Consider the following 23,277-nt stretch of genomic DNA (forward strand, 5'->3'; position numbering starts at 1 on the left):
GCAGATAAGCATTTGGGCAGCGCCAAAACCCTTGATCTACTGTAGGGTGGGTTGAGCGAAGTCGAAACCCACCAGCTTATTTTAAGTCGGTTGGGCAATATAGAATGTCGATGCGATCGCGATCGTAGTTTTTGTCGGTTGGGTAGAGCGTAAGCGAAACTCAACAGGCTCTTAGGAGAGAAAATCGGGGCGGGTTTAGTCACATCTGGGTGCCTTAGTGGGAGTTTTGGCTTCTATCGTCAATCGGGATGGGGGAAACTTCAGTTTAAATATTATGTTACTTTAACTTGTTAACTAAAAGCTGAATCATGCACTATCTAACGACGGGTCATTTTCTCTAATTTTTCCTTTACCGCCAACTGAACTAACGAATACAACAAAATGACAAACCAAAATCCCGACAACATAAATGCGGCAATTGCCCACCCCGTATGCGGCACTAATAATAATACCGTTCCCGCCAATAATGCAAACCCAGTCAAACAGGCATAAATCAAACTCTTAATCGCCAAATGAATCCGTTTTAAGGCGCGATCGCTCTCCAGGGAACGCACCCTGACTTGCAGTTCTCCTTGCTCGATTCGGGCTTCTAGGCGGCGAATTAATACTTCTGTGGAACTCGGCTTATTTAACTGATATTTAATAAAATCCCTGGCTTGTTTTGCCAGTTCTTTTACCACATCTCCCCGCCCTTTGGAAACGGTTAAATTTTTGACAAAGGGTTGACTGGCGGCTAATAAGTTATACTCTGGATTTAAAGCCCGCGCAATCCCATCCAACGTGGTTAACGATTTTAAAATAAACGTCATTTGTGCAGGCAAACGAAACGGTTGCTGCTCAAACATTACATACAACTCATTCCCCAATGCCTCAAATTCCCGCACATCGATGGGCTTTTCCCGAAACCGTTCTAAAATAAACCCGACTAAGCGTTTAACTGGGGTCATATCCGGTTGCCGTTCCAGTAACCCCATATAGGTTAAGGTATTCACTACCTCATCAGTATCTTTCCGCAAAACGGCAAAAAAGGTCTTAATCATTTGGTCTCTGGCAATGGATTTAACCTCCGCCATTGTGCCAAAGTCATAGAAAATAATACTGCCATCCTGATCAACTGCCATATTTCCCGGATGCGGATCTGTCTGAAAAAAGCCGTCTTCTAATAACTGTTTCAGATAACAAGAAATTCCCCGTTGAATCACCTCATTGGTGTTGATTTCACAGGCTTCCAGGGTTTGGCGATCGTCAATCTTGATTCCGGGTAAATATTCTAACGTGAGTACCTTCTTCGTCGTGTAACGCCAATAAACCGTCGGCACCAGAATTCCTGGATAATTAGTAAAATTTTCCCGAAACCGATCAGCATTTTTTCCTTCTTGGATATAGTCTACTTCTTGATAGAGTAAATCAAAAAATTCGCGATAAATTGCTTCAAGTTTATACTTCCTTACCCAAGGCAAATACCGATTAGCAAATCGCACCAATTCGTGTATAATTTTAAAATCTAAATTAAATAATCGTTCAATCCCTGGACGCTGCACCTTCACCACCACATCTTCTCCGGTGTGCAGCCGTGCTTTGTGAACTTGCCCCAAGCTCGCTGCTGCCAGAGGAAAGGGGTCAAACTCCCGATATAATGCATGAATAGATTGACCCAGTTCGACTTCAATCACCGCGATCGCTTCCGTCCCACTAAATGCCGGAACCCGATCCTGTAAATGCCCTAATGCCTCGATGTACTCTAAGGGCAGTAAATCAGCACGAGTCGAGAGGGCTTGCCCAATCTTAATAAACGTTGGACCTAAATCCAGCAACGCCCCCACCAGCCACTGGGCGCGGCGGTTTCGGTGATTAGGCGTATCATTAGCAATGGTTTTATCCCACCACAAATAGAACACAAACTTAGCCGCCGACCGAAAAATGTCAATCTGGCGGGCGAGGGGAGAATAATTTCGTCGTTGCCAACGGGGTGGCTTGGGCTTAGCCTTAGTCAGCATTCTGCCTTTCGCGTTTCATCATATTTTCCCACAATCTTTACAGAATTCAAGATTTTCATAAACCCAATTTTATCTTGAGTGGGACATGATCAGGATAAGTCTAGCAAGGAGCAATCCATGAAGACAGAAGATGCTTTGGCAACAGGAGCCACTGTTGGTGCTGGTGCTTGTGCGACAATTTCCGTTAGCGGAATAACTTCAGGATTAGCGGGAATTGGCGGCAGCATCGCAGTAGGCGGAATAGCTTTAACTGGAGCGTTTCCTTTTCTTGCAGGAGGTTTGGTTGGCGGTGCGCTGACTTACCTTCTGTGCAATAAGGGCAGCGACTCCTCATCAGCCAAATAAGCATTGTGTTGCAGGCTCTAATTTTATGAGCGACTCTCAACAACTCAAAACCATGTCCGACTAGCGAAGCGAAGGAGCAAACCTCATAAGCTGTAGTCAATTGGGCTAACTGTGGCAGAAAGAAATTAGAAACTTTCTGCCCATTTTTATGTATAGCGCTACGCGAAGCGGGAATAGGCAATAGGCAACACCTCGGCTTCGCTCGGTGTTTCATAGGCTTTCTTTGAAGAAAAAAGCTTCCCTGACAAGGGATTGAGCGATTTTGAATTTTTCTTTTATGTCCTAACGTGTCTGCGTAGTGCTATAACGCTGTCCCAGCATCTCTTTTGCTATACAATACCTCTAGACGCAAACATGAGGCGATCTGTGTCCTCAACCAATCAGCCCGTCTAGGGTGAAACTGTCATGCTTCCCTTTACGCTTAAACCGAGGCGGTTTTTTATTTTTCTTAAATGCATCTTTCCAGGCTTGGGCTAACTGCCTTAGCGCATACTGGGGAGCGCATTTACTCACCTCATAGTACCAAGGGCAGATGGGTTTAACCTGCGCTACTAGCAATGAGTGCAGGTCAATCCCAGTGGGAAACTTGATTTTATCCTCTGGATTGTCCCGATTGTGGTCAAGTATTTGCTTGGTTAAACCTAGACCCCAATTCCACGCATGGCGAGAAACGCCACAATGTTTAGCCAATGCGGTTCGCTGCTTGTTGTTCAGTCTTAATTCTGTCTTGAATCCCAAAAGCATTTGACTAACCTCTCAGGTTATTATCATATTATACATGAGTAAAAAGCAGGTGTCAGGATGCCACGGAAGAAAATTTATGGGGAATCAAAGCGACGGTTTACCATGACATTGACTGAAACCGCGCTCCAGTGGCTAGAGCAAAAACAGTTGGAACTAGGAGCTAACAGCCTAAGCGATGTAATTGAGCGCATGGCTCGAAAACAACTACTCAAAAAGCCTAAGAATGAATAGATCCAATCAGGAATTAAGTTACAGCTTCACACCCTCTGAAACCAACCCCTCTGGACAAATACCCCAGCCAGAGGTTGACAAGCAAGTCAGTCAAGCCAAAACCCAAGCTCGCATAAGTAGGTGGACACAATAAAAGCTAACGGTTGAGAACTCACTCTAGAAAAGCCAATGAGATTTATTAAAATTTATGCCGTAGTAGCAATCCTATGGATTAGTTTATCTGATTATTTGTTGGCTCACTTGATTGAGAGTCCCGTCGTCTTAACTGAGCTGCAAACGTTAAAAGGGTTACTCTTTATTCTAATCAGCAGCCTTTGCTTGCATCGATTCATTCACAAACAGCATAATCGTGATATACCGTCTGACCCAAGCGAAATCAACAAACTACTGAATCAGAGTCAAAGCATCCTCTATACCTGCCAGCCCGAAGGGGACTACCTGATCACCTATATCACTCAAAATATTCAGGATTTATTGGGCTATACACCGGACTATTTTTATCAAAATTCTGATGCTTTTTTCAATCACATCCATCCCGATGATCTACCCCAAGTGCTTACCGAGATTTCTCACCTATTTGCCCAAGAATATCATAGTCTGGACTATCGTTTTCGGCATAAAAATGGTGACTATCGCTGGTTAAATGACCGTTTAAAACTGATCCGGGATGAGGACGGCACTCCCCTCAAAATTTTAGGCTGTCTCCTAGATATCACCCAACGCAAGCAAGCTGAATTTGCTCTAGACCAGTTGAATCAAGATCTAGAACGGAAAGTGGCAGACCGCACAGCTAAACAGAATATTCTTAATCAAGAATTAGAACAAATTCTGGCAGACCTCAGGGTGACTGAAGAAGAACTGCGATGGCAAAACCAGGAACTTATTCATGCTCAAATTGTAGCTGAACGCCAACAAAAACGCTATCAAGATTTATTTGATTTTGCTCCTGATGGTTGTCTAGTGACAGACAAGCAAGGTTTTATCCAAGAAATAAATCAATCGATCACTACCTTGTTGGACTTGGATAAAAGCTTTTTTCTCGGCAAGTCCTTAAATTTATTCGTTGCTCCAGGAGAGCGGGATAAATATAGTCAATTTTTAAATCAAGACACCCCAAATACTCCACATAAAACCCAAAAATTAACCTTAAAACAGCCGTGGGAAAACGGCATTAAATTTACCGCCGCTGTCAGGCGGAGAACTCTAGAAGATGATCACGGTAGTGTAATAGGTTTTCACTGGTTAATTCGGGATATCACGTCCCAAAAACAACTAGAACAGGCTCTACGCCACAGTAAAAAACAGTATCGAACCTTAGCCAAATCCTGCCAAGATATAATTTTCAGTATCAATGCCAACCTGACTTTGACTTACATTAATGAGTTTGGCGCTAATCTGTTAGGGTTTGTCCCTCAAGCTTTGATCAATAAACCCTTTGATCAATTTTTTATCCTCAACAAATTTGAGCGGCTAGAGTTCAGCTTGCAAAAGGTATTAAGAACAGGCTTACCCTCACGAATTGAAGACCGTCTGTTGCATCCCTCCTGTTTACTGTGGCTGGATACGGCGCTTTTTCCCTTGAAGAATGAAGCCGGAACCGTTACAGGTGTCCTTGGCGTCGCTCGTGATATTACCCAACTCAAAGGGGTTGAACGTTTACTCCGTCAAACTCAAGCGAAACTGCAGCAACGGGAAAAACTGATGCGCTTAACTTTAGAGCAAGCGCCTATTGGAATTATTACGACAGATTTATCAGGTCAGTTTATTTCCACGAATTACGCCTTTTACAAAATATTAGGGTATTCGGCAGAGGAGTTTGGGGAATTATCTTGGCAGGATATCCTTGATGAAAATCATTCCGCATCCTATCAGTTATACTATCAGCAGTTGCAGCAAGGAGATAACGACTCAATTCAATGGGAACAGCCGTTAAAACATCGAGAAGGTTACCTCATTTCCAGCATTATTTGCCTGGGATTAATCCGCGATTTAAATGAACAGCCACTTCAATATATTGCCCACATTGAAGATATTAGCGATCGCAAGCAAGCAGAAGCGCAACTTCAGGCATCATTGCGCGAAAAAGAAATCCTCCTCAAAGAAATTCACCATCGCGTGAAAAATAACTTGATGATTGTGGCAAGTCTGTTCACCTTGCAGTCTTTACAGGTAACTGATCAACGGCTTTTAACGATTCTCAAAGACAGCCAAAATCGGGTTAAATCCATGGCAATGATCCACGAAATTCTCTACGATGCGACTGATTTATCTGAGATTCCATTAAAGGACTATATCGAAAGATTAATCAACACGATTGTCAGCACTTACAGGCGTCGCCGTCAGTCTATCGCGATTCATTTTGATATTGAGCCGATTGCTTTAAATATAGACACGGCTGTACCTTGTGGCTTAATTCTCAATGAACTGATCACCAATTCTCTAAAATATGCCTTTCCCGACGACAAGTCTGGAGAAGTGGGTATTGCACTACATACCCTAGAGCCACATCACTATATCCTCAGTGTTTGGGATAATGGAATCGGCTTTCCCGAAGCGTTAGACTTTCGCCGCACAGATTCTTTGGGAATGCAGCTTGTTTGTGATCTGACGCGACAACTCAAAGGTACCGTCGAACTTGATTGCAGCCAGGGGACACGGTTTCAGATTAGGTTTCGGGAACGTAAAGTTAAAAATCGCTTGGTTGTACCGCCAGAGAATAAGTAATTGCTCCTACGTAAGATCCCCGACTTCTTCAAGAAGTCGGGGATCTGTCTGTCGTACCTCGCTGACTTGAAAAGCGCTGTAAATGCATGACAGCTTAGGGGAGATGGCAATTGAGATTGCATATTAACTGATGTTTTCCGTAATTTCACGGTTTCTCTAATCAGTCAGCATAAATCATACTATAGATAGATGTTAAACAAAAAATCCGTAATCATACATAAAGCCACGGTAAGTGTATCGATTTAATCAACTCGCCAAAGTTCTGTAAAAAATAATACATTTCATTATGAAAATCCCTCAAATCCTTATCGTTGAAGATGAAATCATATTAGCTCGCACAATTTCCTTAACAATTGAGAACTTAGGGTATCAAGTCGCCGGAATTGCTGATTCAGGTGAAGAGGCAATTCAAATCGTATCTGAAGTGCAGCCTGATTTAGTCTTAATGGATATTGTGTTAGAGGGAGAACTCAGTGGAATTGAAGCCGCCAAACAAATCCGCGATCGCTTAGACATTCCCGTGATTTACCTCACCGCTTACGGCGATCAGGATACCGTGAATAAAGCCACTCAAACTGATCCCTTTGGCTACATTATCAAACCTATTGAACCCGATGAACTCAGCGCTGTAATTAAAATTGCCCTACGTAAACATAACCTGTTAAAAACCCTTAACCAAGCGAAAATAGAAGCGGAAGAAAACCAGCAAAGCAAATCACAAATGGTGTCCATGGTGTCTCATGAGGGTCGAAATTCCTTAACCGCCATCAAAACCTCTTCAGACATCATAGAGCGATATAGTGAACGGTTAAGCGACGCAAAAAAACAAAAGCACATCCAAAAAATCCAACTCGCAGCCGACCAGATGTTGTGCTTATTAGAAGATCTGCTATTTCTCAACAAAGCTGAATCTGGTATGTTCACCCTTCATCCCAGTTGGGTTGATTTAGAGACCTTTTGTCAAGAGATAGTGGAGTCATTTGAAGCGGGAGATGATCAACCGACGATCAGGTTTACATTCCTGGGCGAATCGAACGCTTATCAGGATATGAACTTACTCAGACATATCCTGACCAATTTACTCAGCAATGCGATCAAATACTCTCCTAATAGCGGTGAAGTGAGATTTGAGATCACCTCTGCTCAGAAAACCGTTAGTTTTTGCATTCAAGACTCTGGGATTGGCATTCCCCCCGAAGACTTACAAAACCTCTTTACCGCCTTTCACCGCGCCCAAAATGTCGGTCAGATCAAAGGAACCGGGTTAGGACTATCAATTGTGAAACAATGTGTTGATTTGCATCAAGGAAGCATTGACGTAGACTCCAAAGTTGGCGCTGGGACTACTTTTACCGTCACCTTACCCGTACTAAACAACGAGATAGCTCCCTTAGAAAAACAAGCCGAATTTGCCTAATTCAGTAGGTATAGTGCTACGGGGTACGGAAAGGATATCACTTAGTCCAAGAGAGAACAGGGAATAGTAAAGAATGTCCACGTCCTGTCTTAGTACTGCTATATTAATCGGGTAGAGTTAAGGTAAATGAAATCATCGCCTGCTGTGAATTGTCTAAGCGCTGACTCGCCACCTCAATTGTGCCATTGAGATGATTGACCAAACACCTCACTAACGCTAATCCTAATCCTGTTCCGGGAACAGCCTGCTTAGTGATTCCTTGACCGCGCCGAAATTTCTCGAAAATATAGTTAATATCGGTTGGTAATATACCGTCACCGATATTGGTTAAGGTTAACACCAACCGATTGACCGCAGCATGAACATGGTACTCAACTTTAAGCGAAACCGATGTATCAGGATAGGAATATTTGCCAGCATTGGTTAACAATTCCAACAGGATACGGTTTAAACTCTCTGGATCAGTATGAATCATCAGCGAGTTTAAGGGGCAATCTAGGTTGAATGTCAATGACTTCGACGCCCATTTCTCCTGAAAATCCTGGGCTAATGTCTGGATTAGCAGGATTACGTCAATAGATCGCTTCTGGATATACGCGGGATTGGATTCGAGTTGCTGTAAACTGAGTAAATCGTTGATCAGGTCGATTTCTTGATTACACTGTTGCTCTAAAATTTCCAAATACTTTTGCCGACGCTTGGCGGGGAGTTTGGGTTGGCGCAACATACGAATTGCTAAACTCATCGCCGTTAACGGTGTTCTCAGCTCATGATTCATGGTACTAATGAATTCTTCTTTAAGCTGATTTAATTCCTGAAGCTGATCCACCTGTTGACGGATGCTTTGATGTAACTGGGCGGGAACGGTTAAACAGGGAGACGGCTGAACCGAGTGATGGTTAAGGTGGGAAGGTTCTGGCGTTTGGCTTTGATGCTGGTGAATCAACTCACTCAGTTGCGTCGCCACCCATCTGATCCATTCAATGTCATCCCCTTGCCATAAACGCGGCTGATCCTGTTGGACAACCAAAAATCCCACCCGTTTCAGGTGTTGAGAACCATTGCTAAAGGTGTGAAACAGGGGAACCATTAACACCCCATGGCTAATCGCCTCCTCAAATAGGGAGATTTCTTGAGTTCCGATTGGAGTATTTGCCCAATCCGCGATCGCAATCGGTTCAGGTGTTTGTTTCCAAGCTGTTTGGCATAAGTAAGACTCGGATAACCGGAAGGATTGATTGAGTAATCGTTGGGAGTTTAGCTGAACTGATTGATCAAGCTTAGGGGTACACCATTCAGCAACAACCTTAACCTCAATTGGTGGCTGATGCTTGCCATCTTGATGCGGTTGATCGAGAGCATGATTATCATTAAACAGCAGTAGCCAACCCCGATCTGCCTGAAGTGCTTGAGTGGTACTAGCAACCACTTTTGCCATTGTCTCATCGAGATTGCGATCGCTCTGGATAAACTGACTGAGTGGGGAAAGTAGCGTCTGGTATCGTTTAGACTGATCGACTTGCTGGGTAAGCTGAACGTGAGCGATGGCAACGGCTACAGATTCAGCCACCTCACTTAACCGTTGTTTCTCCTGTATTGTCCAATCATAAGGCTGCGATCGCCCTAACACGATCATCCCATTGATCCTGGATTGACACCAGGTATGAAGCCTCAACACTGCCCTAACAGGGAGCCAATCCCAACACCGTTGATCGGCTAACTCCAGATCAGACTCCTGAATATCCCGAATTGCCAAAGGTTCTTCCACCCCAGTCAACCAGAGGTATTGCCCTAGGTTTTGCGGTTGAGGTTGTAGCTTTGAGCCGCCCTCGGCATACCATAATCCCAATTGGGGGGTTGCGGTTTCTGGGGAAAACGCTGCAATTAAGCAACAATCAACCTGAAATGCCTCACCTAATACCTGGGCAATACTCGCCAATAACGTCTGTGGATTGGGACTAGCAATGATCCTTGAAATAATCTGTTGTCCCAGTGGACTGGATGAAGGCGGGTAATGCATGAGTGAATACCTCTATGCTCCTAGGTGAGAACGGCGACAACAGTTTTAGTGAAGACATATCCGACGTTTCACCTGCTTTCCCCAAGTGCTACAAGGCTTAGGGATTAATTTTCGGATTAGCAAAAACGCCGGAAGCCCCACGCCGTCCTGAAAGGCGGCGCTGGGATGGATAGGCGGGATAATTTGAGGACATTGAGTCCTCAAATTATCCAAATTACCGAACAACTTCACACATTCCTCCTCTCTTGCGAATAGACTTTACAGCAGAAGGCTTAACTACTTTGTTTTTCACTCCAGGGTAGTTTTTGAGTTTTACACCAGCGCCTAGATTCTGCATCCCAATCACTTTATAGATAGTTCCTTCAAACAGAACTAAGTCGTGTTGTTTATAGGGATATCGCTTCTTCTTAATAGAGCGGCGTCCAGCGCTTACCCTTGGTGATATAGCCGAAAGTTGAGTTGTGTTGACCTTCTTGTGTTAAGCGCCACCTGACCATTGTCATAAAGGTTTCACCCTTAAACGACTTGAGCTTTGGCTCCCATCCGAACAGGAACCCTTTCTTCTGATGGTTCTTTGAGGTATGACACTTAGTACACAGAGTTACCAGATTAGCTGGTCTGTCTGTACGGTCAGGGGGATTCTTCCAGAAGCCTAAATGATGAACTTGCAGTATAGGACTATCTGCTTTGTTCTTACAGTTTGGATTCTGGCACTTGTGTCTATCCCGGTGCAGGATATATTCGGTGCAGGTTGTCGAAACCGTATTTTTCTCCGTACTGGTATTGCTCTCCCTCAATAGTGGGATTGTTAATTTTCTGGATATCAAATGCTGCTACTTCGATAGTCACAGCAATGACTGGAAGAATACGGCGAATTTTGTCGATAAGGCGGTGATGAGTATCTAGTTTGTGCTGGATACTAGGTGCTAACCATCCTTAACTCTACAGGCTGGGTGTAACCACTCGAACCGTAGACTAACTGGATAGTGAATGGGTCGCGCCCAACGATTTTGGTTTTACCGCTTTTGAGCAAGAGTCTTGCTTTTCTGGGAGTTGTGGGCATCAAGGGACGCCCGTGTTTGTTGATAACGTAGACTTTCATTTTTAGTTGGTGTCCAGGTTTTCACCTTGCGGTGTGGTTTCCTTCGCCAATGTTTATCGAGGTTTTGATGTTTCCATACTTTCCCTACCCAACAGGAATGTTTAATGAAAAACCGCAGAGCGTGGAGCTAGGAAACGGATAGTCAATCCTGCACCCCACGATGCCTATATATTCTCGATAAACGGAGTAGCTCTTACTATTAACGAACTACTAAGGTCCAACAACAGGGCTTAAGAATACTTATATAGCCCACGCTGTACCGCTTTTATCGGTCAGCGCTGGGTTGTTGACTCTTCAGACATCAGTCAAAGGATGGATTGTTGAAACGGTTGCTGCTGATACAACTGGCTCAAAGATAGATGGTCATACTTAGTATTCCCGTTCTGATAAACGATATACCAACAAAGTTCATTTTTTTGATAAATGTCGCCTCACTGCAGCGAGGTGCATGATTTCATTCGTTTATGAGCATCTCTGTTCACGCCGCGCAGGACAAGTGACTAGCTGGCTTCTTTGGGAAGCGATTATGACGAATGACAAATGACAAAGGACAAATGACACTATTGAGATTGTCTCTGTTTTGCCTGCTGTTGAGCCAGTTGACTATTTTGGCGATAAAGGATAACCCGATCTCTAGCAGTTTCATAACGGGGATGATCCGGGTTAACGCTACTCATCAGAGTTGATGCTTTCTCCCACCTCGCCGCTATATCTAACCACTGAGCGGCTGTATTCGCCGTTTTCCCCTCAGCATCAGCTTCAATGGCGAGCCGAACAGCTTGGGTAAAGGGATCTGAAGGTGTTGCGGTTGTTGAGGGGGCTGTTGTTGAAGGTGAGACAGGTGTGGGGGGAGGAGTTGGTTCTTGAGGAGTGGTACTGGCGTAAGGAGAGGGAATTAAGCGATCGTAAACCAACCAACCTGCTAAAAGTAGGAGAACAAGAACGCTAATACCACTGACAAAATGGCGCTGGAAACGAGGGTTTTGTTTAACTTTGCGGGAGGATACCTGGGGAAGCTGAGTTTTCTTCTTGGGTTCAACTTTAGGAGATTTGAATGCCTTGATCCATTGCTGAAGCAGGTTAGGCTTACTCAGCACGATTTCTTGAGACCATAAAAGATGGTCTGGATTACGGCTTATTTCTTCTAACCATAGCAATTGTTGCTCCTGCACAATACGACTGTTGATGTTTACCCGACGAATGTTACGCGGCGCAATATCTTCCAGAATTTTTTGGATGTGGTTGATGAGAACAGAGCGCTCCAGGGGTTCGACGACAGGTGCTTCACACAACAGGTGCAACACGCCGTCAGCAAAAACCGCTCGGGTTCTGACGCGATCATCGGCTAACTGTTGATTCAGAATTTGAATTATCGCCGCCACACTGCCCTGGTGAGCTTGTTTGGCGATATCATCCATCGAATCGTGCATATTGGGTTAAGCTATGGATTATGTCGCTAAGACTGACTGTTTTAATTTACACTCCGACTCCATAGGACACAAGAATCCCATCAGGTTAAAGCCGTGGGTTCTCCGGACGCAGGGGACACAGATTTGTCGGGGCGAGTTTGACTCCATAAGAAATATACACCGCCCTTGTTTTGTCTCACTTTACCCAATTGTGGATAAGTTGGTTTAGCCTTTGAGAAGCGGCAGTGTATTTACAAAGTTTTACAATTAAAGGAAAATATAGCCCATACTAGGAGGGTTTCCATGCTGCTTAAATCGACAACTCGTCACATTCGCATCTACGCTGCCGAGGTGCTAAACAGCGAATTAGTTGAGAGTGACAACGTTTTAACACTAGACGTTGACCCCGATAATGAATTTAATTGGAGTGAAGATGCCCTGCAAAAAATCTATCGTAAGTTTGATGATTTCGTAGAAGCCTATAGCGGTGAAGATTTGACAGAGTATAATCTTCGCCGCATCGGCTCGGATTTAGAGCATTACATGCGATCGCTCCTGCAAAAGGGTGAAATTAGCTACAACCTGGAGTGTCGGGTAATGAACTATAGCATGGGATTGCCGCAGGTCGTGTCTCAGGACTCGTAAGTCCAACTCTAACGCCAAGTGCGATTGCCTTGTTCATCGGTGCGTGCTTGGCGAATCACATCAGAAATTTCTTCAGCATCCTCAATATGGTGTAAGGCTTTTTCTTGCCCATTTTCGTCTTTGACGTTGAAGTAGGTTGGGACTTCGATGTGATCACCGGTAATATCAGGAGCATCAACCGCGACTTTCTCAGATTTTTGTTCCAGGGTTTGCTCCTCTGGCGAGACTTTATCACCGGGATTGAGCGTATCATGGGTATCTGGGCGTTCTGGCTTATTCATAAAAAGCTCCTTGTAATTTGCCTGTCTAGTGTGATTCTAGAAAATCTATGGGGTGATTTACCTCTTTCTAGAGTGAGAATTGTTTTGCAGGAATTGTTTGAGGGTTAAACGACGATTTTCCAAAAAACGACTCCAAAAACCTGGGATAAACTCATCCATCGTTTCGGCTAATGCCCACATTTCCAAGTTAATCATTTTGTACAATAGGTCATGGGAGTTCTCAATTTGCTCCATAAGCTGTTTGATTTCAACACTCGCAGGGGAGTTCAGCTCTTCAAAGGAGTGATCATCAGAGGTGTCATAATCGGGCTTAGGCATATCTGTTGGTACTGTTTAACAAACGATGGGCGTTTGGGGGAGGAACCATAAGTCCCGCGCTATATCTAAGTCCAAAAAAAGTATTATAAATAAAGTTATTTTTTCCCGTAGAGGCAACTATTGTCTGTCAAAGATCCCTTGAATCCTTGGAATTATAAACCCTGGTGGTGTCAGCCTTGGTCGATTCTCCTGACCGGAGCCGTAATCATCACGGGGAGTTGGATGCTAACCAAAACGCCTTGGATAACCCTGATAGTGGCTACCCCCATTTTTGTTTGGTGGTTTTACTTTTTATGGCTCTGGCCCCGTCTCTTGCGGCATAGTTACCTTGAGTTGACGAATCGCCAACCCGATCAAGAATCCGAGTCGGTTGCCACCATTTATCCCTCCGATGAGTGAACGACTTCTCAAATCAGACGCTAGAATTTGTAATCAGTAGGCTTATTTAAATGATCCCATAATGGAAATGGATATGCATTGCGATCGCGGCAGTGCGACTTCAACCGCCCAATTACCCCTAGCTAGATGTAGCCAAGAGTGTTTCCATGGACAATCCTGCAGCAACCCTTCACTGCCCTAACTACCGCTGTCAGGCTGCCAATCCCCCTGTCAATAAGTTTTGTCAGAACTGTCGCACGCCCTTGAAACGGCGTTATCTGTGGGCGCTAGGATCGGGGATAGAAGCCTATCAGCCCGAATCGCTAATTGCCAACCGTTATGTGTTGGTCAAGGAACGGATTGTACTGGATACAAAACCAGCAACACCACCGGATACCCCTCAAGACATTCCGGAGGAGTTGTTGCCCTATTTGAGACTCTCTCCCTATCGCTTACATATTCCCCAAGTCTATGGGCGACTGACAGGCGGTGAAAGACGCCAAGATTCAGAAATCTGGCTATTGGAAGATGCGCCGATTCTGGAAACCGATACGGATGGGACTCAAGGAGAACTCTTTCCTCCCCTGAGAACAGTTTGGCAAGAAGCAACAGCGATACGCCAACTCAACTGGTTGTGGCAAATCGCTAACCTGTGGCAACCCTTAAGCAGTGAACGAGTGGCGACAAGTTTACTCAATCTCGATTGGCTGCGTCCAGAATCCTCTATCCTGCATCTACTAGAACTTCAGAGAGATGAACCCGCCGCACCAACGCTCAAACAACTGGGTCAGTGCTGGTCTCAACTCCAACCTGACGCCTCCTCGGTCATAAACAAGTTTTTCGGGCAACTCTGTGATCAATTGACCCAAGGAAAAATTCGCACCGCCGAACAACTGGTGGGACTGCTTGATCAGGGAATCAAAGACTGTGGACAAGGGCAATCGCGTCATTATCAGATTTTTACAGGTACGGATTCGGGTCCAGTTCGCCGCCACAATGAAGATGCTTGTTACCCACCCATTGGACAACTATGGAGTCGCTCAACCGATGAAAATGCCTTAGCGATCGTCTGTGATGGGATTGGCGGACATGAAGGGGGTGAAGTGGCTTCGGAATTAGCCATCAACGTTTTGCGAGAGCAAGTGGAACGCCTCCATTTTGATCGCGACCATTGGAACCCAACCCATCTGACGCTACAACTTGAACAAGCCGCCTGTGACGCTAATGACGCCATCAGCCAGCAAAATGATAGCGAACATCGCTCTGAGCGACAGCGGATGGGTACAACCCTGGTCATGGCTCAAACCAGCGCCCATGAAATATACATCACCCATGTCGGGGACAGTCGCGTCTACTGGGTAACGCGCCAAGGGTGTCATCAAATTACCCAAGATGATGATCTCGCCTCCCGTGAAGTGCGATTGGGTTACACCTTTTATCGGTATGCTGTGCAACAACCCAGCTCTGGCTCATTAATCCAGGCTTTGGGCATGGCATCGTCTACCACATTACATCCAACAACCCAGCGGTTTATCCTGGACGAAGATAGTGTATTTCTGCTCTGTTCCGATGGTCTCAGTGACCATGACCGAGTGGAACAATACTGGCAAACCGAAATTCTGCCGATCCTGGACGGACAGCGTGATGTACCAACCGCCGCCGACCATCTCATCGAAATTGCCAATCGGCAAAATGGTCATGATAATGTTACCTTGGCGCTGGTCTACTGTCAGGTAACGGCATCAGCAGAAACAGCACCAACAGAACTTGCGCCGCCTCAGCCGGAATCGTTGTCTGTGCCGACAACATCGGAAACGGCATCGAACACGCCAACGACAGCCGCAATTGTGCCTTCGACAATGAAAACCCAACAACTGATCAGACCCAAGCGACGTCCTTGGGGATTAATGTTGGCAATTGTTTTTCTTTTGGTTGTGGGTACAGGACTGGCTTACGTATTATTGCCCCGGCGTTGGCTTCCAACATTTGTTAGGCAGAGTTCTAATGTTGATGCCCCAGTATCCGTATCGGTGACACCATCTCCAACAAGGGATTCAACACCAACGCCGGAAACGGTTTCCTCCTTGGAGAACTTGGCGCTGATGCGGGTGACTCGCTCAACGATTACGAATTCCGAAGGACAAGATGTTCCGTTGCTACTCCGATTAAAGCCTCCGGAGGAAAATCTCTCACCCATTCGGTCAATTCCCAGAGGGAGTGTCTTGCAAGTGATTCGTCAATCGTCCGATTCTGGGGAAGAGGATTGGCTCAAATTGAGAGTGTGTTCGACGGGGACGGAAAACGCCGAGACGCAATCGATACAGACAGCTATTAAACAGTCTGCCGACTCTACCCCAGCATCCCCTACCCTAGCGGACGCCAAACGGCGCAGCAACATTTATCCTCAGGTGCAGCCAGGAGAGAGGGGTTGGATAAAAGTTGTCAATATTCGCTCAAATGTTGACTTAAATGTTAATGCAACATTGGCACAAAAAGGCGTATGTGCAACGACGCCTCAATCTGAAGCGTCAACGCCTTCCCCAAGTTCTCCTTAACCGAGTACGAGTAGAGAGGTAGCACGCTACCTCTCTACATTCCTTACTTTTGGTCGGGATCTGGGAAACCTCTCTCCAAACCTCTCTCCAAACCTCTCTCCGAACCTCTCTCCGAACCTCTCCCTAGCCCTCTCCTTCAAGGAGAGGGAAGCGGAATATATTTTTTTATTTGGAGAGGCTTTGAATTCTCCCCCTTCCGTGTCAAAAAAGTGAAGCATCCGCTGGCTTACCCATGGAACGTAGCCACTATTAGAGCGGAATAGTACCATATTGTATAAGGTTCTCAACTTGGCTAATTCCCAAACGGTTCCGAGTTTCCGGCGCTGTCTTAGTTTGATTCCGATTTGGTCTGTCACTTATCAAAAACTGATAATGTTGCTCTACATCTGGGCGTTGAATGTCTGATATCGAAACTCCTTGCCTCAGTTTAGCGATCGCACGTCTGTCTACGGCTGGGGTAGATAACTTTGCCGTGTGGGTGATTGAAGCTCCTTATCCTGGGGGTTATGTTCATCATGACTCGATTTGGTCTCCCACTTTGACTCAAACCTGGTTGGCTTGGCAACAAATGTTTTCCACGGGGAATTTGCCCCCCTTATTACCCCTGCCTCATCCCTTGACGCCTAAGCCGACACCAACACCAACCCTATCGCCCCAAAGCGAAAACTCTACACCGCAGACGACTAGCTACGGGGGACGGCTGATGCAGCAGTTGGGAATAGACTTGTGGAATTGGCTGTTTGCGGGTTCGATTCAAACAACGTTGGCGGAAAGTCGGGGTATTGCCCGGGGACAAAATAAATCCCTGCGCGTGCGCTTGGAAATTCGACATCCTGACTTGATTCCCCTCCCCTGGGAAATTATGCAAGAAATGGCAGGCAAACCTGCTATTTCTCTGTCTACTCAACTGCTGTTTAGCCGCACGACGAGTAATGTTGACTCTCTCAAACCGCTGATCCGCCATGATCAAGCCCTGAATATCCTGCTCGTCTTTGGACAAGATGTTCATCGCTCCGGGGGTGATCACTCAGCGGCTCGCTTACAGCTTGAACAAGAGGCAACGGTTCTAGAAAATGCCTTCCAATCTTGTCAAAAGTTCAACCCCACAGCCGTTCCCTGTTTTGTGGAAAAGCTGCTAGAGCCAACACCCGCTGACTTAATTGCCGCTTTAGACACAGGAGGTTACAATATCCTTTTCTATGCGGGTCATGGTGAACCTGCTCCAGATGGAGGTTTATTATTTCTCAGTCCGGATGCGCCAATTAACGGTACGGAACTCGCTCAAGTCTTAGTTCGGAATCAGGTAACCTTGGCGGTATTCAATACCTGTTGGGGCGCTCAACCGGATCAGGTGGAAGGTCAAACCATCCCCCGGAGTAGTTTGGCTGAAGTGTTAATTCAACATGGTGTCCCCGCTGTTTTGGGTATGCGTGACTCGATCGCGGATCACGAAGCCTTGAGTTTTATCCAAAGTCTTGCCCAAGCCCTAGCTACCGGGATGCCGATTGACCAAGCTGTCGCTGTTGCCAGACAACAATTACTCACGCTTTATAAGTTCAACCAACCGGCTTGGACGTTACCTGTGCTGTATATGCATCCGGAGTTTCAAGGACAGTTAATTGCTTTCTTAGAAGAAGGGATTACTGAGCTGCCGCCGATGCCGAGCAACTGGAATGGTGTACAAACGCCCACCGCTTGCTTACGCTCCTTAAACTCGATGGGTAAAGTTTGGCGAATTCGCGGTGCACTGATGCGGGTGGGACGCGGGCAGGAGAATGATTTGGTTTTGGATGAGGAAATGTGGGTGAGCTATAAACATGCAGAAATTATCTGTCGCGATACCTTCACTCATCCCGGACAAATCCCGACTTACTTCCTGCGTGATTTTTCTCGCAACGGCACTCATATTTTACGAGCAGATGGGTGGCAGAAAATCCACCATCAGGAAGTGCCATTGGAGTCGGGTAGTCAGTTAAAATTTGGCAGTACTCAGAGTCAAACCCTGGAGTTTATTATTGAAAACCTTTAAGCCAAAAATTTAACAAATCTTAGACTCAGAGAGATTCGAGTCGAGAGGCACACGGCTCAATTCAACGGTTCTAGAAGTTCTGCCAATTATTGGCACTAACCTTTATTTTCGGAACGATTACGGAACCTTCGAGAGTGCTGATGTAGCTATTCCTATCAATTTTCATCACCACCAAAGATCACATAAGGGGTATTATGACCAGTCAACATAAACCATACCAAAATTATCAGGATGCTTTAAGTCAAGCCCAAGGAGAACTCCTGGAGGCACTCTGGCAAACTGAGGACGATTGTTATCCCTGGAATCCCGCTGAACCTGAAGCCCAAGACTATTTGGCAGATCTGGAAGCGGGATTTTCTCTAGATGCTTGTCAAACCAAAGCAGAAATTACATCGGGATCACAAACCCTATTCAATCGCTTGCACCAGTGCTGGACATTGCTAACGCCCTCAGATTCTTCCGGTTCCGCCTCGCTAAAGCGGTCATTGGCTGAACGATTTTCTGGGGTGCCGTCGTCTTGGTTGGACGCGATCGCCAATCAAGCTCAACAGGCGTTGTCCATGGATATATCGCTTGCCGATCAGCTGGTTTTATGCGTTAGACCCTTATTGCCCAACTGGACGGAAGATGATTTATTCGTTTTTGCACGTCCGTGGGCTTACGCCATGCGAGGTAATCAAGACTTTGGCGCTATTGGCTCAGTCGAATGGTCTGAATTATCACCCATTGAGCAGGTGCGCTTAAGTTTGGCTATTGCCCATTATACTCTCACCCAACTTGAGGAAGCTTCTGAGGACAATTAATTGCCGAATTAATTCATTTTATGGTATTGGGGCGGGTAAGGGTTGTAGAGACGTTGCATGCAACGTCTCTACCATAAGATGCGTCCTAACCGCTATGGCGATTACTAGACTTAGGTAAGCTCGTCAGATGATAACTTATCAACATCCACAAAACCCGCCCAAGAGTCCAATTACTGGGAGGAAGCTGTTCCCTGTTCCCTGTTGCCTGTTCCCTGTTGCCTGTTCCCTGTTCCCTACCCTCACCACAACACTTATTCAGCAACCCCTAACTCAAAGGTGGTAAAAGAGGCAGCACAAGTGTAATGAAATAGTAAACTAAGGGAGCGGTAAAAACGTAGCTGTCTGTGCGGTCTAAAATACCGCCATGACCGGGAATTAATTGTCCTGAATCCTTGACCCCAGCGTCTCGTTTCATCATGGATTCAGTTAAATCTCCCAAAAGGCTAGCCACTCCAATTAACGTACCGAAAGCGAATCCACTGAGTTGCCAGTTTGACCATTGCAGATACCAAGCCCCAAGCATAGCAACTGCCCCACTCCCGCAAATTCCAAAAATTGCCCCTTCTACTGTCTTTTTAGGACTAATATTCGATAAGGGAGTGCGACCAAAAAACTTGCCAAAACTATACGCACCAATATCGGCTGCCCAAATACAGGCAAACGCCAGTAGAGTTACGGTTAAGCCTTGGGACAAAACCGTTAGATTAGTCCAAGGGTGAAGCCAAGAGTCATTGAACGAGAAACTCTGGATGCTCGCTGTAGCATTCAAGGGTAATGAAACCCCTCCATCTAAGCCAACGCGCAATCGTATCCAGTAACTAGGCAGATAACCGCCATAGAGTAATCCCAAAATCGAAGCGGCAATATCCGCAATCGTCGCCATCTTGGGTTGAAAGAGCAGGTAAAAACAAATCAGGGTTCCAGCAATGGGAAAGGCGGCATCCGTCAGAGTAGAGTTAAGGGCGGCTGTCACCAATAAAAGTTGACTCACAACTAACGTCGTTTTAGCCGCAGGCGCAATTCCTTTTGCCTGAACCAGTTCAAAATATTCCAGTTGACCCAAATAGACGATGACACAGAGACCGAGGGTAAAATACCATCCTCCAGCCACAATCATCCCCATCGCTAGGGTAATCGCTACAATTCCACTAAAAATCCGAGACCAGGGCATAGAACTTTATTTGACACAAGACAGTCGAAATTAACTGTCTGAATAAAACTATTACATTAAGATTAACAATCGGGCAGCATTCGCCGTTAGTCAATTTGAGGGCGGGTAGTAGGGGTTTGGTAACCAAACCCCTACTAACTGGTAGGGAATCACCGTCCTTGTCGGGCGGTGAGGATGTCAAGAATCCAGCTTCTCCCCACTGAGGATAAACATAGGATTAACAGCCGCAAAGATTTGATGAGTACCTCGGGTTTCCAAGCGATTGATTGAGGATTGCACAACCTCGATATTACGGGCTTGTAACTCAGCCAATCCTTCGGAGAGGGTATAAAGACTCTCTAAATTACTAGCTGTGGCAACAATTCGACCTTGGGGTTCTAAGTAATGCCAGACTGCCTTAAGAATGTCTTTAATCGGGCGTCCTCCCTCAATACAGGCTCTATGGGGTTTTCCCGGTAGATCTTGGAGACATTCAGGTGCAGATCCTTCGATAACTTCAACATTCTCAATGCCGAAGCGGGAGCAGTTCCGTTGAATCAGGTTCGCTACCTCTTCATCCCGTTCTACCGCCACAATTTTACCGTGAGGAGAAAGTAATCCGGTTTCTACGGCAATCGTACCTGTCCCTGCACCGATATCCCAGAGCAAGGAATGGGATTCTAGGCGCAATGCGGAAATAATCAGTAACCGTACTTCTCGCTTACTCAGCGGAATACCAGGCAAGCGCTCGAATAAATCATCGGGAATACCAGGAGTGGTATAGTGCCACAGGGGAGAAGACATTCTGTTCGTCCTTGGTCATTAGTCCTTACTTTTGACAACGTTTACACGTTCTAAGCGAGGATCGCTACACCCAGTAATATAGCCGCCCAAGTGCTGAACCTGTCGCAGATAATCCACTGTAGTTGACGCGATCGCACATCCTGGCATTAAAACGGGAATCCCCGGAGGATAGGGACAAATCCATTCAGCACTAATTTTACCTACGCTTTGTTCTAGAGGTAACCGTTCTTTTGGGGCAAAAAAGGCGTCGCGAGGGGACATCGACGGTTCCAGGATTAACCCTGAAACCATTCCCGGTTGGTATAAATGCTGCCTAGGGCGAGAATCGGGACGACAGTAGCGTTGGCTTAAGTGGGCAAAGGCTTGGACTAACTGCTGAATATCATCAGTGGTGTTGCCTAAACTCAGAATAAACGTCAGATGTTGGAATGTCGGCAACTCGGCAATTACACCCAACTGATCACAAAAAATTTCATCGGCTGCAAACCCACTCAACCCTAACTCCGTAACTCTCACCGTCAACCGGGTCGGATCTAGGGTAAAACAGCCCGGAGTATTTGTGGCATCTAACACCGATAATCCCGGAATTTGCTGAATCTGTTCCCTCGCCGCCTCAGCTAGTCCTAGAGTGCGGCTAATCAGCGTTTCCCCATACAACATCATTTGTTGTCGTGCGGCGTCTAGAGAGGCTAAGAGGAGGGCGCTGGGACTGGTAGACTGGACAAGCTGTAACGCTTGACTCAATCGTTCCGGATCAAGGCGATGACCTTTAATGTGCAGCATTGAGGCTTGGGTCATCGCCGTCAAAACCTTATGGGTGGACTGTATGGTTAAATCAGCCCCGGCTGACATGGCACTTGGCGGCAAATCTGGGTGAAATGCCAGGTGCGCCCCGTGTGCCTCATCAACCAGCAAAGGAATATTGTAGTGATGTACCCGTTGTGCGATCGCGTGGATATCGCCGCACACGCCATGATAGGTCGGATACAGTAGCATCACTGCCTTAGCATCCGGATGTTCCTTGAGGGCAAGGCTTACGGCGTCTGGGGTAATACTGTGTGCCAAATCACCAGAGGGATCGGACTCTGGGGTAATAAAAATTGGGCTCGCACCGGAAAGAACCAAACCTGCGATCGCGGATTGATGACTATTCCGAGGCAAAATTAGCTTGTCTCCTGTACCACAAGTGGCTAAAATTGCTGCGATCACCCCACAGGTTGAGCCATTTACCAGAAACCACGTTTTATCGGCACCAAACGCCGCTGCTGCTAACGCTTGCGCTTCTTTAATCCCTCCTGAAGGGGCAAATAAGCTATCAAAATCTGGTAATTCGGGAAGATCATGCTCAAAGACTGATTTTCCCCATAGATTCGCCAGTCTGTCAGATATACCCTTTCCCCGCTTGTGACCTGGGGCGTAAAACGGTGCGTGGGGGACTCCAGCACAGGCTTGTAAGGCATCGAGTATTGGAATAGTCCGTTGTCCGTTGTCATTGGTCATGCGTTGACGGTTGTTACAGCTCGAAACTGTCGTACTCTATCGGGGCGGGTTTAGTTATATCTGGGTGAAGAAAGTAACGATAGTCGTGAAACCCGCCCCTACACAATCTCTCACTCAAAACTCAAAACTGCCCCCTTAATGTTGTACTATAAAGTATTTGGGTAAAAAATTAGTTAGGTACACAAGGAAGTTCTATGTCGCGATATCGAGGTCCGCGCCTGCGGGTTGTCCGTCGTCTAGGCGATCTGCCCGGTTTGACTCGCAAATCCCCCCGTCGTTCATACCCACCCGGTCAACATGGTCAAGCTCGCCGGAAGCGGTCAGAATATGCGATTCGATTGGAAGAAAAACAGAAACTCCGCTACAACTACGGAGTCACCGAAAAGCAATTGCTTCGCTATGTTCGCAAAGCACGTCGGGCAACGGGTTCGACGGGTCAAGCTTTGCTAGAACTGCTAGAAATGCGACTGGATAACACCGTATTTCGCTTAGGCATGGCAGGTACTATACCGGGTGCGCGTCAACTTGTGAATCATGGTCATGTGATGGTCAATGGTAGGGAAGTGAATATCGCTAGCTATCAATGCCGTCCTGGTGATGTGATTATGGTTAAAGATAATGAGCGCTCTCGGCGTTTGGTGGAACAAAATCTGGAATACCCCGGATTGGCAAATCTACCCAGCCATTTAGAGTTTGATAAGAAAACATTCACCGGGAAGGTCAATGGTGTGATTGAGCGTGAGTGGGTCGCCCTGCAAATCAATGAACTGCTAGTGGTTGAGTTCTATTCACGGAAAGCGTAGATTGGTTGCTCGTTCATGGTTG

At 46.1% G+C, this 23,277-nt stretch carries 21 protein-coding genes and 1 pseudogene; 10 read left to right on the forward strand and 12 right to left on the reverse strand.

Annotation, left to right across the window (positions count from 1 at the left end; translation table 11 throughout):
- Positions 1-317: 317 nt before the first annotated feature.
- Entirely contained in the window at positions 318-1,997 is a 1,680-nt protein-coding gene (locus tag RIB93_RS04380) for an ABC1 kinase family protein (protein ID WP_446370641.1), read from the reverse strand.
- A 117-nt stretch (positions 1,998-2,114) separates the two neighbouring features.
- Here RIB93_RS04380 and RIB93_RS04385 point away from each other — a divergent pair, with 117 nt between their 5' ends.
- Positions 2,115-2,342, forward strand: a complete 228-nt coding sequence (locus tag RIB93_RS04385) for a hypothetical protein (protein ID WP_446370643.1) — start codon at positions 2,115-2,117, stop codon at positions 2,340-2,342.
- 378 nt (positions 2,343-2,720) lie between these two features.
- Here the strand turns inward: RIB93_RS04385 and RIB93_RS04390 are convergent.
- Positions 2,721-3,086 (reverse strand): annotated as a pseudogene (locus RIB93_RS04390) (helix-turn-helix domain-containing protein); the annotation flags it as partial.
- 57 nt (positions 3,087-3,143) lie between these two features.
- On the opposite strand from RIB93_RS04390, the gene RIB93_RS04395 reads away from it, so the two are divergent.
- The 3 genes from RIB93_RS04395 to RIB93_RS04405 all read left to right on the forward strand — a co-directional run bounded on the left by RIB93_RS04395 (position 3,144) and on the right by RIB93_RS04405 (position 7,458).
- Positions 3,144-3,317 (forward strand): hypothetical protein, encoded by a 174-nt coding sequence (locus tag RIB93_RS04395; protein WP_446370645.1) that lies wholly within the window; start codon positions 3,144-3,146, stop codon positions 3,315-3,317.
- 168 nt (positions 3,318-3,485) lie between these two features.
- The gene (locus RIB93_RS04400; RefSeq protein ID WP_446370647.1) at positions 3,486-6,041 is read left to right on the forward strand and encodes a PAS domain S-box protein; all 2,556 of its coding nucleotides are present in this window, start codon (positions 3,486-3,488) and stop codon (positions 6,039-6,041) included.
- 286 nt (positions 6,042-6,327) lie between these two features.
- On the forward strand, positions 6,328-7,458 hold the full coding sequence (locus tag RIB93_RS04405) for a hybrid sensor histidine kinase/response regulator (protein ID WP_446370649.1): 1,131 nt from the start codon (positions 6,328-6,330) through the stop codon (positions 7,456-7,458).
- Between the two features lie 103 nt (positions 7,459-7,561).
- Here RIB93_RS04405 and RIB93_RS04410 read toward each other — a convergent pair whose 3' ends face one another.
- From RIB93_RS04410 to RIB93_RS04430, 5 genes are all read right to left on the reverse strand, one after another.
- Positions 7,562-9,478 carry an ATP-binding protein gene (locus RIB93_RS04410; RefSeq protein WP_446370651.1) on the reverse strand — a complete coding sequence of 639 codons (1,917 nt, stop codon included), beginning with the start codon at positions 9,476-9,478 and terminating at the stop codon, positions 7,562-7,564.
- A gap of 407 nt (positions 9,479-9,885) precedes the next feature.
- Complete coding sequence (locus RIB93_RS04415) at positions 9,886-10,275, reverse strand: HNH endonuclease (RefSeq protein WP_446370653.1); 390 nt, start codon at positions 10,273-10,275, stop codon at positions 9,886-9,888.
- The gene (locus RIB93_RS04420; RefSeq protein ID WP_446370690.1) at positions 10,199-10,396 is read right to left on the reverse strand and encodes an RRXRR domain-containing protein; all 198 of its coding nucleotides are present in this window, start codon (positions 10,394-10,396) and stop codon (positions 10,199-10,201) included. Before RIB93_RS04420 ends, RIB93_RS04415 begins: the two co-directional genes overlap by 77 nt.
- 1 nt (position 10,397) lies before the next feature.
- The gene (locus tag RIB93_RS04425; protein ID WP_446370655.1) at positions 10,398-10,580 is read right to left on the reverse strand and encodes an RRXRR domain-containing protein; all 183 of its coding nucleotides are present in this window, start codon (positions 10,578-10,580) and stop codon (positions 10,398-10,400) included.
- A gap of 560 nt (positions 10,581-11,140) precedes the next feature.
- Positions 11,141-12,010 (reverse strand): hypothetical protein, encoded by an 870-nt coding sequence (locus tag RIB93_RS04430; protein ID WP_446370657.1) that lies wholly within the window; start codon positions 12,008-12,010, stop codon positions 11,141-11,143.
- A gap of 282 nt (positions 12,011-12,292) precedes the next feature.
- Between RIB93_RS04430 and ndhM the strand changes: the two genes are divergently transcribed.
- A complete protein-coding gene (gene ndhM / locus RIB93_RS04435; protein WP_071777272.1) occupies positions 12,293-12,634 on the forward strand; it encodes an NAD(P)H-quinone oxidoreductase subunit M in 342 nt (113 codons plus the stop codon).
- Positions 12,635-12,642: 8 nt separating this feature from the next.
- On the opposite strand, the gene RIB93_RS04440 is transcribed toward ndhM, so the two are convergent.
- Entirely contained in the window at positions 12,643-12,915 is a 273-nt protein-coding gene (locus tag RIB93_RS04440; RefSeq protein ID WP_446370659.1) for a hypothetical protein, read from the reverse strand.
- Positions 12,916-12,972: 57 nt separating this feature from the next.
- Positions 12,973-13,233, reverse strand: a complete 261-nt coding sequence (locus RIB93_RS04445) for a hypothetical protein (protein ID WP_446347054.1) — start codon at positions 13,231-13,233, stop codon at positions 12,973-12,975.
- A gap of 120 nt (positions 13,234-13,353) precedes the next feature.
- Here RIB93_RS04445 and RIB93_RS04450 point away from each other — a divergent pair, with 120 nt between their 5' ends.
- The 4 genes from RIB93_RS04450 to RIB93_RS04465 all read left to right on the forward strand — a co-directional run bounded on the left by RIB93_RS04450 (position 13,354) and on the right by RIB93_RS04465 (position 18,998).
- On the forward strand, positions 13,354-13,632 hold the full coding sequence (locus RIB93_RS04450; RefSeq protein WP_446370661.1) for a DUF6737 family protein: 279 nt from the start codon (positions 13,354-13,356) through the stop codon (positions 13,630-13,632).
- Between the two features lie 146 nt (positions 13,633-13,778).
- A complete protein-coding gene (locus RIB93_RS04455) occupies positions 13,779-16,166 on the forward strand; it encodes a PP2C family serine/threonine-protein phosphatase (protein ID WP_446370663.1) in 2,388 nt (795 codons plus the stop codon).
- A gap of 397 nt (positions 16,167-16,563) precedes the next feature.
- A complete protein-coding gene (locus RIB93_RS04460; protein ID WP_446370665.1) occupies positions 16,564-18,195 on the forward strand; it encodes a CHAT domain-containing protein in 1,632 nt (543 codons plus the stop codon).
- A 194-nt stretch (positions 18,196-18,389) separates the two neighbouring features.
- The gene (locus RIB93_RS04465; protein ID WP_446370667.1) at positions 18,390-18,998 is read left to right on the forward strand and encodes a hypothetical protein; all 609 of its coding nucleotides are present in this window, start codon (positions 18,390-18,392) and stop codon (positions 18,996-18,998) included.
- 265 nt (positions 18,999-19,263) lie between these two features.
- On the opposite strand, the gene RIB93_RS04470 is transcribed toward RIB93_RS04465, so the two are convergent.
- The 3 genes from RIB93_RS04470 to RIB93_RS04480 all read right to left on the reverse strand — a co-directional run bounded on the left by RIB93_RS04470 (position 19,264) and on the right by RIB93_RS04480 (position 22,452).
- Positions 19,264-20,169 carry a phosphatidate cytidylyltransferase gene (locus RIB93_RS04470; RefSeq protein ID WP_446370669.1) on the reverse strand — a complete coding sequence of 302 codons (906 nt, stop codon included), beginning with the start codon at positions 20,167-20,169 and terminating at the stop codon, positions 19,264-19,266.
- 177 nt (positions 20,170-20,346) lie between these two features.
- Positions 20,347-20,952 (reverse strand): precorrin-6Y C5,15-methyltransferase subunit CbiT, encoded by a 606-nt coding sequence (cbiT, locus tag RIB93_RS04475; RefSeq protein ID WP_446370671.1) that lies wholly within the window; start codon positions 20,950-20,952, stop codon positions 20,347-20,349.
- 18 nt (positions 20,953-20,970) lie between these two features.
- Positions 20,971-22,452, reverse strand: coding sequence for an aminotransferase class I/II-fold pyridoxal phosphate-dependent enzyme (locus tag RIB93_RS04480; RefSeq protein ID WP_446370673.1), 1,482 nt, complete (start codon positions 22,450-22,452; stop codon positions 20,971-20,973).
- Positions 22,453-22,646: 194 nt separating this feature from the next.
- Here RIB93_RS04480 and rpsD point away from each other — a divergent pair, with 194 nt between their 5' ends.
- Positions 22,647-23,255, forward strand: coding sequence for a 30S ribosomal protein S4 (rpsD, locus tag RIB93_RS04485; protein WP_446370675.1), 609 nt, complete (start codon positions 22,647-22,649; stop codon positions 23,253-23,255).
- The last annotated feature ends 22 nt before the right edge of the window (positions 23,256-23,277 follow it).

Source organism: Coleofasciculus sp. D1-CHI-01 (genome assembly GCF_040218875.1).
Lineage (GTDB): Bacteria > Cyanobacteriota > Cyanobacteriia > Cyanobacteriales > Coleofasciculaceae > Coleofasciculus.

Excerpts from the sequence above, each read along its gene's own strand:
- RIB93_RS04425 (WP_446370655.1), bottom strand. The coding sequence starts at position 10,580 with ATGAAAGTCTACGTTATCAACAAACACGGGCGTCCCTTGATGCCCACA.
- RIB93_RS04405 (WP_446370649.1), top strand. The coding sequence starts at position 6,328 with ATGAAAATCCCTCAAATCCTTATCGTTGAAGATGAAATCATATTAGCT.
- RIB93_RS04385 (WP_446370643.1), top strand. The coding sequence starts at position 2,115 with ATGAAGACAGAAGATGCTTTGGCAACAGGAGCCACTGTTGGTGCTGGT.
- ndhM (WP_071777272.1), top strand. The coding sequence starts at position 12,293 with ATGCTGCTTAAATCGACAACTCGTCACATTCGCATCTACGCTGCCGAG.
- RIB93_RS04430 (WP_446370657.1), bottom strand. The coding sequence starts at position 12,010 with ATGCACGATTCGATGGATGATATCGCCAAACAAGCTCACCAGGGCAGT.
- RIB93_RS04445 (WP_446347054.1), bottom strand. The coding sequence starts at position 13,233 with ATGCCTAAGCCCGATTATGACACCTCTGATGATCACTCCTTTGAAGAG.
- cbiT (WP_446370671.1), bottom strand. The coding sequence starts at position 20,952 with ATGTCTTCTCCCCTGTGGCACTATACCACTCCTGGTATTCCCGATGAT.
- RIB93_RS04465 (WP_446370667.1), top strand. The coding sequence starts at position 18,390 with ATGACCAGTCAACATAAACCATACCAAAATTATCAGGATGCTTTAAGT.
- RIB93_RS04395 (WP_446370645.1), top strand. The coding sequence starts at position 3,144 with ATGCCACGGAAGAAAATTTATGGGGAATCAAAGCGACGGTTTACCATG.
- RIB93_RS04480 (WP_446370673.1), bottom strand. The coding sequence starts at position 22,452 with ATGACCAATGACAACGGACAACGGACTATTCCAATACTCGATGCCTTA.
- RIB93_RS04380 (WP_446370641.1), bottom strand. The coding sequence starts at position 1,997 with ATGCTGACTAAGGCTAAGCCCAAGCCACCCCGTTGGCAACGACGAAAT.
- RIB93_RS04410 (WP_446370651.1), bottom strand. The coding sequence starts at position 9,478 with ATGCATTACCCGCCTTCATCCAGTCCACTGGGACAACAGATTATTTCA.
- RIB93_RS04460 (WP_446370665.1), top strand. The coding sequence starts at position 16,564 with ATGTCTGATATCGAAACTCCTTGCCTCAGTTTAGCGATCGCACGTCTG.
- RIB93_RS04440 (WP_446370659.1), bottom strand. The coding sequence starts at position 12,915 with ATGAATAAGCCAGAACGCCCAGATACCCATGATACGCTCAATCCCGGT.
- RIB93_RS04455 (WP_446370663.1), top strand. The coding sequence starts at position 13,779 with ATGGACAATCCTGCAGCAACCCTTCACTGCCCTAACTACCGCTGTCAG.
- rpsD (WP_446370675.1), top strand. The coding sequence starts at position 22,647 with ATGTCGCGATATCGAGGTCCGCGCCTGCGGGTTGTCCGTCGTCTAGGC.
- RIB93_RS04400 (WP_446370647.1), top strand. The coding sequence starts at position 3,486 with ATGAGATTTATTAAAATTTATGCCGTAGTAGCAATCCTATGGATTAGT.
- RIB93_RS04470 (WP_446370669.1), bottom strand. The coding sequence starts at position 20,169 with ATGCCCTGGTCTCGGATTTTTAGTGGAATTGTAGCGATTACCCTAGCG.